The 13,672-nt window shown below is 63.2% G+C and carries 8 protein-coding genes; 4 read left to right on the top strand and 4 right to left on the bottom strand.

Going from position 1 to position 13,672, the window contains the following annotated elements:
- Nucleotides 1-21: 21 nt before the first annotated feature.
- Entirely contained in the window at nt 22-927 is a 906-nt protein-coding gene (gene galU / locus EJ079_RS15145) for a UTP--glucose-1-phosphate uridylyltransferase GalU (protein WP_127270261.1), read from the bottom strand.
- A gap of 208 nt (nt 928-1,135) precedes the next feature.
- On the opposite strand from galU, the gene EJ079_RS15140 reads away from it, so the two are divergent.
- Entirely contained in the window at nt 1,136-2,356 is a 1,221-nt protein-coding gene (locus EJ079_RS15140) for a lytic murein transglycosylase (RefSeq protein WP_127381663.1), read from the top strand.
- A 98-nt stretch (nt 2,357-2,454) separates the two neighbouring features.
- Nucleotides 2,455-3,663: a DUF459 domain-containing protein gene (locus tag EJ079_RS15135; protein ID WP_127809387.1), complete on the top strand. Its 1,209-nt coding sequence runs from the start codon at nt 2,455-2,457 to the stop codon at nt 3,661-3,663.
- 21 nt (nt 3,664-3,684) lie between these two features.
- Here the strand turns inward: EJ079_RS15135 and EJ079_RS15130 are convergent, their stop codons facing one another.
- On the bottom strand, nt 3,685-5,226 hold the full coding sequence (locus EJ079_RS15130) for a glutamate synthase subunit beta (RefSeq protein ID WP_127809386.1): 1,542 nt from the start codon (nt 5,224-5,226) through the stop codon (nt 3,685-3,687).
- A gap of 141 nt (nt 5,227-5,367) precedes the next feature.
- Nucleotides 5,368-10,104, bottom strand: a complete 4,737-nt coding sequence (gene gltB / locus EJ079_RS15125) for a glutamate synthase large subunit (protein ID WP_127809385.1) — start codon at nt 10,102-10,104, stop codon at nt 5,368-5,370.
- A 509-nt stretch (nt 10,105-10,613) separates the two neighbouring features.
- Here gltB and EJ079_RS15120 point away from each other — a divergent pair.
- Entirely contained in the window at nt 10,614-11,663 is a 1,050-nt protein-coding gene (locus EJ079_RS15120; RefSeq protein WP_127329363.1) for a low specificity L-threonine aldolase, read from the top strand.
- A gap of 72 nt (nt 11,664-11,735) precedes the next feature.
- Here the strand turns inward: EJ079_RS15120 and EJ079_RS15115 are convergent, their stop codons facing one another.
- Entirely contained in the window at nt 11,736-12,203 is a 468-nt protein-coding gene (locus EJ079_RS15115; protein WP_013529716.1) for an Hsp20 family protein, read from the bottom strand.
- A gap of 480 nt (nt 12,204-12,683) precedes the next feature.
- Here EJ079_RS15115 and EJ079_RS15110 point away from each other — a divergent pair, with 480 nt between their 5' ends.
- Nucleotides 12,684-13,661, top strand: coding sequence for an alpha/beta hydrolase (locus EJ079_RS15110; RefSeq protein ID WP_127809384.1), 978 nt, complete (start codon nt 12,684-12,686; stop codon nt 13,659-13,661).
- The last annotated feature ends 11 nt before the right edge of the window (nt 13,662-13,672 follow it).

The raw sequence follows: 13,672 nt of genomic DNA, 5'->3' as shown, positions 1-13,672 counted from the left end.
CGGCTGAACATCGACATCGACTTAAGATGCGGCGCCGCGGCGCTCGGATGGCTTCATCTCATCGAGAAGCGTGCGGATCACACCGGCCATGTTCTCGTTCATGTCGCTGCGCCACAGCGCGAAGGCGACGTTGGCCTCGACGAAGCCTTCCGGCGATCCGCAGTCGAACGTGCGGCCTCGATAGTGGTAGCCGTAGAAAGGCTGCTGCTTTTCCAGCTTCAGCATGGCGTCGGTGAGTTGGATCTCGTTGCCGGCGCCTTTTTCCTGGCCTTCAAGGATCTTGAAGATCTCCGGCTGCAGGATGTAGCGGCCGTTGATGTAAAGATTGGACGGCGCGGTGCCGGCCTTCGGCTTTTCCACCATCTCGGTGATGCGGAAACCGTGATGCGTGTCCTCGCCGCGGCCGACGATGCCGTATTTGTGGGTTTCGGCGGGAGCGCATTCCTGCACCGCGATGATGTTGTTGCCGGTCTCCTCGTAGAGCTCGACCATTGCCTTCGTGCAGCTCTTCTCCGACTGCATGATCATGTCGGGCAGCAACAGCGCGAAGGGCTCGTCGCCGACGAGTTCGCGGGCGCACCAGACGGCATGGCCAAGTCCCATCGGCACCTGCTGGCGTGTGAAACTGGTCTGCCCCGGCGCCGGCTGCAGCCGTTGCAGGCGGGCGAGCTGGTCGTCCTTGCCGCGCTGGGCCAGCGTGTCATAGAGTTCGAACTGGATGTCGAAATGGTCCTCGATGACGGCCTTGTTGCGGCCGGTGACGAAGATGAAATGCTCGATGCCGGCCTCGCGTGCCTCATCCACCACATACTGGATCACCGGCCGGTCGACGACGGTCAGCATTTCCTTGGGGACAGCCTTGGTGGCCGGGAGAAACCGTGTGCCGAGACCGGCGACCGGGAAGACTGCCTTGCGAACTCTCTTCATGCTTTCAATTATCCGTTTGAGGGCCAGCTCCGCAATCCCCGTTCCAAGACATTTTCACGCCGGAATTCGGGACTACTGGGCAACTGAGAGGAATGTCCACCGGTAAAGCTTCGAAGCGTCTTTTCGTTCCCGGTGGCGCCTATGGTAAACTAATTCCTAACCTGGTTCGGCGATGAATGGTCTTCCTGAGACAGAGAAGGAGGAAAAGATGTCCGTTCGCAATGCCGCAAAAATTTTTACCAGCGTCATGGCGGCAGCCAGCCTATCGCTCGCTCTGCTGATGCCTGGCCCCGCTTTCGCCGATGCCGGTTTCCGGCAGTGGGTCGCCGGCTTCCGCGCCACCGCCGTGCAGAGCGGCGTTTCCGGCGCCCTCTACGACCAGGCCTTCAGGAACATCAGGGATATCGATCCGGTGGTGCTGGAGAAGGCGCGTACGCAGCCTGAATTCACGGCCCCTGCCTGGGACTATTTCGACAATCGCGTCCATGACCAGTCGGTCGCCGTCGGCCAGCAGATGGCCAGGAAATGGAAGCCGTGGCTGGACCGGATCGAGGCCAGGTTCGGTGTCAACCGCTACATCCTGCTGGCCATCTGGTCGATGGAATCGAACTATGGCGAGATCCTCAAGCGCGACGACGTCATGCGCAATGTCGTGCGCTCGCTGGCGACCTTGGCCTATGCCGATCCGAAGCGGGCGAAATTCGCCCGCACCCAGCTGGTCGCCGCGCTGAAGATCCTGCAGACCGGCGACATCGACGAAAGCCATCTGAGCGGATCCTGGGCCGGCGCCATGGGCCATACCCAGTTCATCCCGACCAGCTATCTCCACTATGCCGTCGACATGGACGGCAACGGCAAACGCGACATCTGGAATTCGATTCCCGATGCGCTGGCGACCTCAGCCAACCTGTTGAAGAAGAATGGCTGGCAGGCCGGCAAAACCTGGGGCTACGAGGTTGCTTTGCCCGCTGGAAAGCTTCCCGGCGGCTCGAAAACACTGTCGCAATGGCAGGCGCTCGGCGTGGTCAGGGCCAACGGCAAGCCGTTCAAGAACGGCTCCGACAAGGCGACGCTGAAGGTGCCGGACGGCCGCAACGGGCCGGCCTTCCTGATGATCAAGAATTTCACGGTCATCAAAGCCTACAATAACGCCGACAAATATGCGCTGGCCGTCGGCCTTCTTGCCGACGAAATCGCCGGCTCCAGCGGTCTCGTGCAGGACTGGAAGCGGCCTTTCACCAAGCTCACCTTCGAGGAAAGGCAGGAGCTGCAGCAGCGGCTTTCCCAACATGGCCTTTATGACGGCAAGTTCGACGGCAAGATCGGCGACGGCTCGAAATCAGCCATCTTGGCCTTCCAGGCCAAGGCCGGCTTGACCCAGGACGGTTACCCGAGCATGGAAGTGCTGAAGTGGCTCCGGCAGAAATAGAGCCGCCTGCGGTGCCGCGCGGCCTTTCGGGCGCGCAAAGGACGCTGTAGCAATCTGGTTGGCGCGGCATTTGCTGCGCCAAGGGATGGAGGAAACGATTGGCTTCGGCTGCGCGCATCGCAGGGCTTGTTCGTCGCATGCCGGTGCTCATCCTGGCCGTGATCGTGCTCACCGTCGGTGTGGCTGGCGCCTTTCATGCGCCGGCCATGGCGCAGGAGCAGCAAAACCGCGGCTGGTCGCTGCGCGACCTTCTGTTCCCACGCCGCAGCGAGCGGATCGAGCCGCCGCAGGACATCCAGAAGCCGAGGCCCAGGCCCAAGGCGAAAAAACCCCGCGCCCCGCGCCCGCCCGCGGAACCGGAAATCCCGGTGGTCGACAAGGCACCGGACGCTCGCACCGTGCTGGTGGTCGGAGACTTCATGGCGGCCGGCCTCGCCGAAGGCCTCGACACCGCCTTTGCCGAGAATGCCGGCGTCAGGATCGTCGTTCGCAGCAATGGCTCGTCCGGCTTCGTACGCGATGATTTCTACAACTGGCCCGAACAGATCAAATTGCTGATCGAGACCGAAAAACCTGCCGCCGTGATCGTCATGCTGGGTTCCAACGACCGCCAGCAGATGAAGGTGGGTGACGTGCGCGAGCAGCCCCGCTCTGCAACCTGGACCAAGGAATATGAGCTTCGGACCGAGGCGTTCGGCAAAGCTGTCGCGGAGGCAAAGGTACCCTTCCTCTGGGTCGGCATGCCGGCGTTCCGGGTGTCGAAGATGACCTCCGATATGCTGGCCTTCAACGACATCTATCATCAGGCCGCTGAAAGCCACGGCGGTGAATTCGTCGACGTCTGGGACGGCTTTGTCGATGAGAACGGTGCTTTCGTCACCAGCGGCCCCGACATCAACGGCCAGCCGGTGCGGCTGCGCGCCGATGACGGCATCAACGTCTCGAGGGCGGGCAAGCGCAAACTCGCCTTCTACACCGAAAAACCGCTGCTGAAGATCCTCGGCCTGACCGCGCCTGGAAGCGTGATTACACCGTCCGCTCCGGCGGGCGCACCTGTCGAGGCGCCGGCGCCGGCCGCGGCCCCCATCGTTATCGACCGCACCGCGCCGATGCTGCTCAGCGATCCGGCACTCGACGGTGGCTCCGAATTGCTGGGCGCGGCACCGCCGGCGAAGGCCAATCCGGACTTGCCCGGTGAAAAGCTTGTGGTCGAGGGCAAGGCACCGATTGCATCGCCCGGCCGCGCCGACGATTTCTCATGGCCGCCAAAGGCCGCGACCGATACCACGACCGCGATCAATCGTTAGTATCGCTGCACGCTCCTGGGTTCAGCGCGGGAGAACGCTCGACCCCATCAACGCCTCGTCGATCGAGCGTGCCGCCTGGCGGCCCTCGCGGATCGCCCAGACGACCAGCGACTGGCCACGACGCACGTCGCCGGCCGCATAGAGCCTGTCGACGCTGGTCTTGTAGTCGCGGTCATTGGCCTCGACATTCCTGGAGCGGCGGCTGTCGGTGGCGATCTTCATCTCACCGTCCAATTCCTTCGCCACACCGGCCGCGGCCGGCCCGGCAAAGCCGATGGCGATGAAGGCGAGATCGGCACGGATGACGAATTCGGTGCCGGCGATCGGCTTGCGCTTGTCGTCGACCTCGCAGCACTTGACGCCGGTCAGCTGGCCTTCCTCGCCGATGAATTCGAGTGTCGCCACCTGGAATTCGCGCTCCGCGCCTTCGGCCTGCGAGGACGAGGTGCGCATCTTGGTCGCCCAATAGGGCCAGACCGAAAGCTTGTCTTCCTTCTCCGGCGGCTGCGGACGGATGTCGAGCTGGGTGACACGCACGGCGCCCTGGCGGAAGGCCGTGCCGACACAGTCGGACGCTGTATCGCCGCCGCCGACGACGACGACATGCTGGCCGCCGGCGATGATCGGATGCGACGGCCACGCCACCGACTGGATCGGTTCGCCGCCGACCCGCCTGTTCTGCTGCACCAGATAGGGCATCGCGTCATGCACGCCGCCGAGATCGTCGCCGGGAATGCCGGCCGAGCGCGGCGTTTCGGAACCGCCGCAATAGAGCACGGCATCATGCTCGGCGAGCAGCTCGGCAACCGGCTTGTCGACACCGACATTGACGCCGCAATGGAAGGTCACACCCTCGCCCTGCATCTGCTCGATGCGCCGGTCGATATAGTGCTTCTCGATCTTGAAGTCGGGAATGCCGTAGCGCATCAGCCCGCCGGGCCGGCTTTCGCGCTCNGTGTATAAGAGACAGATATAGTGCTTCTCGATCTTGAAGTCGGGAATGCCGTAGCGCATCAGCCCGCCGGGCCGGCTTTCGCGCTCGTAGACATGGACATCGTGGCCGGCGCGGCCAAGCTGCTGGGCAGCCGCCATGCCGGCAGGGCCGGAGCCGATGACGGCGACGCGCTTGCCGGTTTTCTTCTCCGGTGGATAGGGCCTGATGTGGCCGGTTTCATAGGCCTTGTCGGCAATCGCCTGCTCGACCGTCTTGATGGCGACGGGAATGTCCTCGAGGTTCAGCGTGCAGGCTTCCTCGCAGGGCGCGGGGCAGATGCGGCCGGTGAACTCCGGGAAATTGTTGGTGGAATGCAGGTTGCGGATCGCGTTGTCCCAGTCGCCATTGTAGACGAGGTCGTTCCAGTCTGGAATCTGGTTGTGGATCGGGCAGCCGGTCGGCCCGTGGCAGAACGGAATGCCGCAATCCATGCAGCGCGCGGCCTGTTTCTCGACCTCCTTGTCAGACATCGGCAGCGTGAATTCACGGAAATGCCGGATGCGATCGGAGGCCGGCTGGTACTTGTGCACCTGCCGGTCGATTTCGAGAAAGCCTGTTACCTTGCCCATAGTCCAGTTCCTGCTGTCCAGATGGTGCGGTTTTCGCCGCGCCCGTTAACCCCTTGAGGCAGCCATGGCAACCTTGCGCCGGAGGTCAAACCGTCGATGAAGATGGGCCGGGAAGCTTGGGCTCCCCGGCAATTGCAAACCCTATTCCGCCGCGACGCCCATGCGCATGCGCTCCATCTCGATCAGGGCGCGGCGATATTCGACCGGCATGATCTTGCGGAATTTCGGCCGGAAAATCGTCCAGTCGTCGAGAATCTCGCGGCCACGTACCGACCCGGTGTAATGCACATGGTTGGAAATCAGCTGGTAGAGCCGCTCCTCGTCATGGCTGGTCATGTCGCCGGAGACGTCGACGCGACCCTTGTGATCGAGGTCGCCGCCATGGTGCAGCAGCCTTTCCATCAGATCGTCTTCTTCGGGAACCGGCTCCAGCTCGACCATCGCCATGTTGCAGCGCTCGGCGAAATCACCCGCCTCGTCCAGCACATAGGCGACGCCTCCCGACATGCCGGCGGCGAAGTTGCGGCCGGTCTTGCCGATGACGACGACGATGCCGCCCGTCATGTACTCGCAGCCATGGTCGCCGACACCTTCGACGACGGCGGCGACACCCGAATTGCGCACGGCGAAACGCTCGCCGGCGACGCCGGCAAAGTAGGCCTCGCCTTCGGTTGCGCCATAGAGCACCGTATTGCCGACGATGATGGACTCCGCCGCGACGATCTTGGCCTCTTCCGGTGGCCGGATGACGATGCGGCCGCCCGACAGGCCCTTGCCGACATAGTCATTGCCGGCGCCGACAAGCTCGAACGAGATGCCGCGCGCCAGGAAGGCGCCGAAGGACTGGCCGGCAGTGCCGGTCAGCTTCACCTGGATCGTGTCCTCGCGCAGGCCCTTGTGCTTGAAGCGCTTGGCCACTTCACCCGACAGCATGGCGCCCGCCGAGCGGTCGACATTGCGGATATCGACCTCGATCTTGACCGGCAGCTTGCTCTCGAGCGCAGGCTTTGCCAGCTCGATCAGCTTGCGGTCGAGCACGTCGTCGATCGGGTGCTTCTGGCGCTCGGTCCAGTGCACCGCCTCATGCGGCGCATCCGGCTTGAAGAACATCTTCGAGAAATCGAGCCCGCGCGCCTTCCAGTGCACGATCAGGTCGCGCTTCTCCAGAAGATCACTGTCGCCGATGATCTGGTCGATATGGGTGTAACCCATCTCGGCGAGCAGCTCCCTCACCTCTTCCGCCACGTAGAAGAAGAAGTTGATGACATGCTCGGGCGTGCCCTTGAAGCGCTTGCGCAGCACCGGATCCTGCGTCGCGACGCCGACCGGGCAGGTGTTGAGATGGCATTTGCGCATCATGATGCAGCCGGCCGCGATCAACGGCGCGGTCGAGAAGCCGAACTCGTCGGCGCCAAGCAGCGCGCCGATGATAACGTCTCGCCCCGTGCGCAGGCCGCCGTCGACCTGCAGCGCGACGCGCGACCGCAAGCCGTTCAGCACCAGCGTCTGGTGCGTCTCGGCAAGGCCCATTTCCCATGGGCTGCCGGCATGCTTGAGCGAGGTCAGCGGCGAGGCGCCAGTGCCGCCATCATAGCCCGAAATGGTGATGTGGTCGGCGCGTGCCTTGGCGACACCCGCCGCGACCGTGCCGACGCCGACTTCCGACACCAGCTTGACCGACACGTCGGCCGCCGGATTGACGTTCTTCAGATCGTAGATCAGCTGTGCCAGATCCTCGATCGAATAGATGTCGTGATGCGGCGGCGGCGAGATCAGGCCGACGCCCGGCGTCGAATGCCTGACCTTGGCGATGGTCGCGTCGACCTTGTGGCCGGGCAGCTGGCCGCCCTCGCCGGGCTTGGCGCCCTGCGCCACCTTGATCTGCATCATGTCGGAATTGACGAGGTATTCGGCCGTGACGCCGAAACGCCCCGAGGCGATCTGCTTGATCGCCGAGCGTTCGGGGTTCTTGCCGCCGCCAGGCAGCGGCAGATAGCGGTCGGCCTCTTCGCCGCCCTCGCCGGTGTTCGACTTGCCGCCGATCTGGTTCATCGCGCGCGCCAGCGTGGTATGCGCTTCGCGCGAGATCGACCCGAACGACATCGCCCCGGTCGAGAACCGCTTGACGATGTCGGCCGCTGACATGACGTCGTCGAGCGCCACCTTCTTGCGGCCGGTCTCTCCGGCCAGCTTGATCTTGAACAGGCCGCGAATGGTCTGGGCGCGGGCCGTCTCGCTGTCGATCTGGGCGGAATAGTCCTTGAACGTTTCCCACGACCCCTGGCGCACGGCGTGCTGCAAGGTGGCGACTGCGTCGGGCGACCAGATATGCGCCTCGCCCCGCATGCGGAACATGTATTCGCCGCCGACCTCGAGGCTGTTGCGCAGCACGGGGTCGTTGCCGAAACCGTCATTGTGGCGGCTGAGCGTCTCGGCCGCGATCTCGTCCAGGCCGACGCCTTCGATCAGTGTCGCGGTGCCGGTGAAGTATTGCTGCACGAAATCGGTCTTCAGGCCGATGGCGTCGAAAATCTGCGCGCCGCAATAAGACTGGTAGGTCGAGATGCCCATCTTGGACATCACCTTGAGGATGCCCTTGCCGATCGACTTGATGTAGCGCGAAACGACCTCGTAGGCGTCCACTTCCTTCGGCAGTTCGCCACGCTTGTGCATGTCGAGCAGCGTGTCGAAGGCAAGGTACGGATTGATCGCCTCGGCGCCATAGCCGGCAAGGCAGCAGAAATGATGCACTTCGCGCGGCTCGCCTGATTCGACGACGAGGCCGACCGAGGTGCGCAGCCCCTTGCGGATCAGGTGATGATGGACCGCGGCCGTAGCCAGCAGCGCCGGGATGGCGATGCGGTCCGGCCCGACCTGGCGGTCGGACAGGATGATGATGTTGTAGCCGCCGGCGACCGCCGCCTCCGCCCGCTCGCACAACCGGTCGATGGCGCCCTGCATGCCCGCGGCCCCTTCGGCCGAGCCATAGGTGATGTCGATCGTCTTGGTGTCGAAGCGGTCCTCGGTGTGGCCGATGGAACGGATCTTTTCGAGATCGCCATTGGTCAGGATCGGCTGGCGCACCTCGAGCCGCTTGCGGCGCGAATTGCCGACCAGGTCGAAGATGTTGGGCCGCGGCCCGATGAAGGACACCAGGCTCATCACCAGCTCCTCGCGGATCGGATCGATCGGCGGGTTGGTGACCTGGGCGAAGTTCTGCTTGAAGTAGGTGTAGAGCAGCTTCGACTTGTCCGACATCGCCGAGATCGGCGTGTCGGTGCCCATCGAGCCCACCGCTTCCTGGCCTGTCGTCGCCATCGGCGACATCAAGAGCTTGGTGTCTTCCTGGCTGTAGCCGAATGCCTGCTGGCGATCGAGCAGGCTGACATCCTTGCGCAGCGCGCGCGGCTCGACCGGCTTCAAATCTTCGAGGATGAGCTGTGTGTTGGCGAGCCAGGTCTTGTAGGGATGCTTGGTCGCGATTTCCGACTTGAGCTCCTCGTCGGAAACGATGCGCCCCTTCTCGAGGTCGATCAGCAGCATGCGGCCGGGCTGCAGCCGCCACTTCTTGACGATCTTCTCCTCGGGCACCGGCAGCACGCCGGCTTCCGAGGCCATGATGACGCGGTCGTCATCGGTGACGATGTAGCGTGCCGGGCGCAGGCCATTGCGGTCGAGCGTGGCGCCGATCTGGCGGCCATCGGTGAAAACCACCGCCGCCGGCCCGTCCCACGGCTCCATCAGTGCCGCATGGTATTCGTAGAAAGCCTTGCGATCGGCATCCATGAGCTTGTTGCCCGCCCAGGCTTCCGGGATCAGCATCATCATGGCATGGCTGAGCCTGTACCCGCCCTGGAACAGGAACTCGAGCGCATTGTCGAAGCAGGCGGTGTCGGACTGGCCGTCATAGGAAATCGGCCACAGCTTCGAGATGTTGTTGCCGAACAGTTCGGAATCGACCGACGCCTGGCGCGCAGCCATCCAGTTGTTGTTGCCGCGCACGGTGTTGATCTCGCCATTGTGGGCGACCATGCGGTAGGGATGCGCCAGCTTCCAAGACGGGAAGGTGTTGGTCGAGAAGCGCTGGTGGACGAGGATCAGCGCGGTCTCGAAGCGCGGATCGATCAGGTCCTTGTAATAGGCGCCGACCTGGTAGGCCAGGAACATGCCCTTGTAGACGATGGTGCGCGCCGACAGCGACACGCAATAGGCGCCGATGTCCTTGTTGTCGTTCTCGGCGTAGATGCGGCCCGATATGACCTTGCGCAGCAGATAGAGCCTGGCCTCGTATTCCTCGTCATCGGTAATGTCTGGCGTGCGGCCGATGAAGATCTGCCGGTGGAACGGCTCGGATGCCACGATGTCAGGCGCCTTCGACAGCGACGAATTGTCGACGGGCACGTCACGGAAACCGATGAGCGGAAGCCCCTCGGATTGCGCCGATTCGACAATGATGTCCTCGATATGGGCGCGAAGGGCCGCGTCCTGCGGCATGAACCAGTGTCCGACGCCGTACTGACCCGCCGGCGGCAGGTCGATGCCCTGGGCCGCCATCTCCTCACGGAAGAACTGGTCGGGAAGCTGCACCAGCACGCCGGCGCCATCGCCGACCAGCGGATCGGCGCCAACGGCGCCGCGATGCGTCAGGTTTTCGAGCACAGCCAGCCCGTCCTTGACGATCTGATGCGACTTCACGCCCTTCATATTGACGATGAAGCCGACGCCGCAGGCGTCATGCTCGTTGCGCGGATCGTAGAGGCCCTGGGCGGAAAAGCCGTTGGCGGTTCGGCTAATATTGGATCGCAAGGTGGTTTTGACGGTTGCCGCTTTCGTCTGCGCGGCCTGGCCGTTCGTCGCAGAGTGCGTCATGTCCGTCATCTCCTGTCCTCCATTCCCAGCCATTCAGGCGCTGGTTTGCCTCGGCAAGCGCTTGGCTCACCCTGATCCTTGTGGCACGTCTTGCGAAATCCTTGCCGAACCAGGCGGCTTTCCGCATGGATCGCATCTGGTAATCGTACAGGCCAGAGTCTGGCTGTCCACCTGTCGCTCGCGGCAACAGCCGGAGAGGCCCAATGATACGCCAATCCGGCTCGTTTTGTGCGACAAAATAAGACAGCACTACTGTCCTAAATTTTTATGGCAGAAATCCGGGACGCACACAAGACCGATTCACAAAAAACTTGGGCTTTTCGCGACAGAAAATGTCGTCAAGTCCGGGAAAAACGTAAGCTTCAGTCGTCGACCTGGGCTTTGTCGGTTGGCTGGCTTTACTGTTTTTCCGGCGCCTGGCCCCTTGCGGTCCGCTCGCGAAACCGGTCAACTTCAGACTGATTTCCCCAAAACCCGATCTCCCCAACCCCCCGACCTCCCAAGACATAGGCAGATGCATGTTCTTCGCTTCCGACAATTGGGCAGGCGCCCATCCCAATATTGCCGCCGGCCTGTCGGCCAATGCCGGCGGCTTTTCCACCGCCTATGGCGACGGTGCGCTCGACCGGGCAGTCTACCAGCGCTTCAGTGAGATTTTCGAACGCGAGGTCGCGGTGTTCTTCGTCGCCACCGGCACGGCCGCCAACTCGCTGGCGCTCACCGCTTACAACAAGCCGGGCGGCATTTCCTTTGCCCATCGCGAATCGCATGTCATCGAGGACGAATGCGGCGCGCCGGTATATTTTTCCGGCGGCTCTCGCCTGCATGAGATCGATGGCGCGCTGGGCAAGATCGATCCGCACAATCTGGAAAGGACCATCGGCCGTTTCGCACCGGAAATTGTCCATTGGGGACGGCCGATGGCCGTTTCGATCACCCAGTCGACCGAGGTCGGCACCATCTACGGCCTGGATGAGATCGAGACGATCTCGGCGATCGCCAAACAATATTCGGTGCCCCTGCACATGGATGGCGCCCGCTTTGCCAATGCGCTGGTCGCACTCGACACGACACCGGCCGAAATGACCTGGAAACGCGGCGTCGACATCCTCTCCTTCGGCGGCACCAAGAACGGCTGCTGGTGCGCCGAAGCGATCGTGTTGTTCGACCTCGATCGTGCCAGGGAATTGGCGTTCCTGCGCAAGCGCGCCGCCCAGCTGTTTTCGAAATCGCGCTTCGTCGCGGCGCAGTTCGAAGCCTATTTCAAGGACGGATTGTGGCTGGACACCGCCCGCCACGCCAACGCCATGGCCGCACGCCTTGCCGCCGCGATCGAGGATTCGGCAACGGCCAAGCTGGCATGGCTGCCGCAGGCGAACGAGGTTTTCGCGGTGATCAAGAAAGCCGAGGCCGAGAGGCTGCAAGCCGCGGGTGCCGCGTTCTACGACTGGCACAAGCCGCATGGCTTTGACGGCCACATCGGCGAGGACGAGTTGCTCTACCGCTTCGTCACCAGCTTTGCGACGACAGCCGATGAAGTCGACCGTTTTGGCCAGCTGATCGCCTGATAACGCATTTCCCCGACAACAAAAAAGCGGCGCCTTTCGGCGCCGCTTCCGTCTCGGGAGGAGACTTGTATTTTAGGCAGCGGTCTTGGCCTCGATCTGCTTGGCCTTGGCCGAAGACGCCGTAATGGCGATCTTGCGCGGCTTCAGCTCCTCGGGGATGTTGCGCTTGAGGTCGACGAAGAGCAGGCCGTTCTTCAGCGAGGCGCCAACGACCTCGACGTGGTCGGCAAGCTGGAAGCGACGTTCGAAAGCCCTCGAGGCAATGCCGCGATAGAGCAGCTCGGAGCCTTCGCCGGTACCCTCGTCCTTGCGCTCACCCTTCACGGTCAGCACGTTGCGATGGGCTTCGATCGAGATTTCCTCGTCCGAGAAGCCGGCAACCGCCATCGAGATCCGGTAGGAATCCTCACCGGTGCGCTCGATGTTGTAGGGCGGATAGGTCTGCGCGCCATCCGGCTGCGCGAGCGAATCGAGCATCGTGAAGAGACGATCGAAGCCGACTGTCGAGCGATAAAGCGGGGAAAAATCAACGTGACGCATGAGGTGTTCTCCTGTTGAGCAACATGGTTTGCGTATGGCCGGTGCGAAACCCTTGAGCGGCGTTTCGGGTGGGCCAGCGGCCCCGACATTGGCGACCGCACGAGACATTTGGGGAGCGCTGGAAAGCATTTCAAGATTTCACCTGGCGGCAAAAGCCACGGCGCCCGGACCCTTGATGAACGGCAGATGAACCGGCACTTCGGCGCGCGTTCAGGCGGCCGGCGCTAAAGTCTATTCCAGGATCAAGGACTGGCGGCGCCGATTGCACAACAGGCACCGCAACGAGGCCGACCGGGTGTAACGTCCCTTCCTCCCGGATCGACAGAGGCCGGAAGCACGCTTTCGAGCGGCTTCCGGCCTTCCCTGATGCAGCCTCCCCTTCACCGGGAATTCCTTGGCTTTTGGCGCATGGGCGTCTATCACCTTAGCGGAGCCGGCCAGCGCAGGCGGGCATGCGAGACGCCGAGCACGAAGCGCCGAATGACGGATCTTTTCACCGAAAACTCCCTTTTTCACGAAGTCGAGGGCAATCCGCGGCCGGAAAATGCCACCGGCGGCTTCTTCACCACGCGTGACCGCAAGAATATCCGCTACGGCCTGTTCGGCGCGGTCGCTCGCCCGATGAAGGGCACCGTGGTCCTGCTCACCGGCCGCAACGAGTGCATCGAGAAATATTTCGAAACCATCCGCAACCTTGCCGATCGCGGCTTTGGCGTCGCCACGCTCGATTGGCGCGGCCAGGGCGATTCCGACCGGCTGATCCACGATCACCAGCGCGGCTACGTCAGCAGCTTCCGCGACTACACCGCCGACCTCGAACAGTTCTTCGAGGAGATCGTGCTGCCCGATTGCCGCGGACCGTACTACATCCTCGCCCATTCGGCAGGTGCCTTGATCACCCTGCTTGCCGCCCCATCGATGGTGAACCGCATCCGGCGCATGGTGCTGATCGCGCCCTTCCTGACGCTGCCCGACCTGCCGGTCTCGATCTCGACGGTTCGCCGCGTCTGTTCCCTGTTCTGCGCTATCGGCCTCGGCCGGCTCTACGCCGCCTGGGGTCCGCGGCCGAGGGCAACGGCCCCTTTCGAGACCAACAAGCTGACATCGGACCCGGAGCGCTATCGGCGCAACACGCGGATCTACGAAGAATACCCGCAACTGGCGCTTGGCGGGCCGACGATCCGCTGGCTGCAGGCAGCCGCGAAAGCATCGGAAGCCGTCAGCGACCCCGATTTCATGGCTCGGATCCAGGTCCCGCTGCTGATCATCGCCGCCGGCGCCGACCAGGTCGTCTCGACCAGGGCCGTGGAAGCCTACGCCAGACGTCTGCGGCTCGGTTCATTGCTGATGATCGATGGCTCCCGTCACGAAATCCTGCAGGAAGCCGACATCTACCGCGAGCAATTGCTCGCCGCCTTCGACGCCTTCATTCCCGGCAGCGACGACCCCACAGCCTGACGGGCGCCGGT

It is taken from the genome of Mesorhizobium sp. M7A.F.Ce.TU.012.03.2.1 (assembly GCF_004006095.1).
GTDB lineage: Bacteria > Pseudomonadota > Alphaproteobacteria > Rhizobiales > Rhizobiaceae > Mesorhizobium.
The sequence above is the reverse complement of the archived record's forward strand: the minus strand, read 5'-3'. Positions and strand labels throughout refer to the sequence as shown.

Excerpts from the sequence above, each read along its gene's own strand:
- EJ079_RS15120 (WP_127329363.1), top strand. The coding sequence starts at position 10,614 with ATGTTCTTCGCTTCCGACAATTGGGCAGGCGCCCATCCCAATATTGCC.
- galU (WP_127270261.1), bottom strand. The coding sequence starts at position 927 with ATGAAGAGAGTTCGCAAGGCAGTCTTCCCGGTCGCCGGTCTCGGCACA.
- EJ079_RS15140 (WP_127381663.1), top strand. The coding sequence starts at position 1,136 with ATGTCCGTTCGCAATGCCGCAAAAATTTTTACCAGCGTCATGGCGGCA.
- EJ079_RS15110 (WP_127809384.1), top strand. The coding sequence starts at position 12,684 with ATGACGGATCTTTTCACCGAAAACTCCCTTTTTCACGAAGTCGAGGGC.
- gltB (WP_127809385.1), bottom strand. The coding sequence starts at position 10,104 with ATGACGGACATGACGCACTCTGCGACGAACGGCCAGGCCGCGCAGACG.
- EJ079_RS15115 (WP_013529716.1), bottom strand. The coding sequence starts at position 12,203 with ATGCGTCACGTTGATTTTTCCCCGCTTTATCGCTCGACAGTCGGCTTC.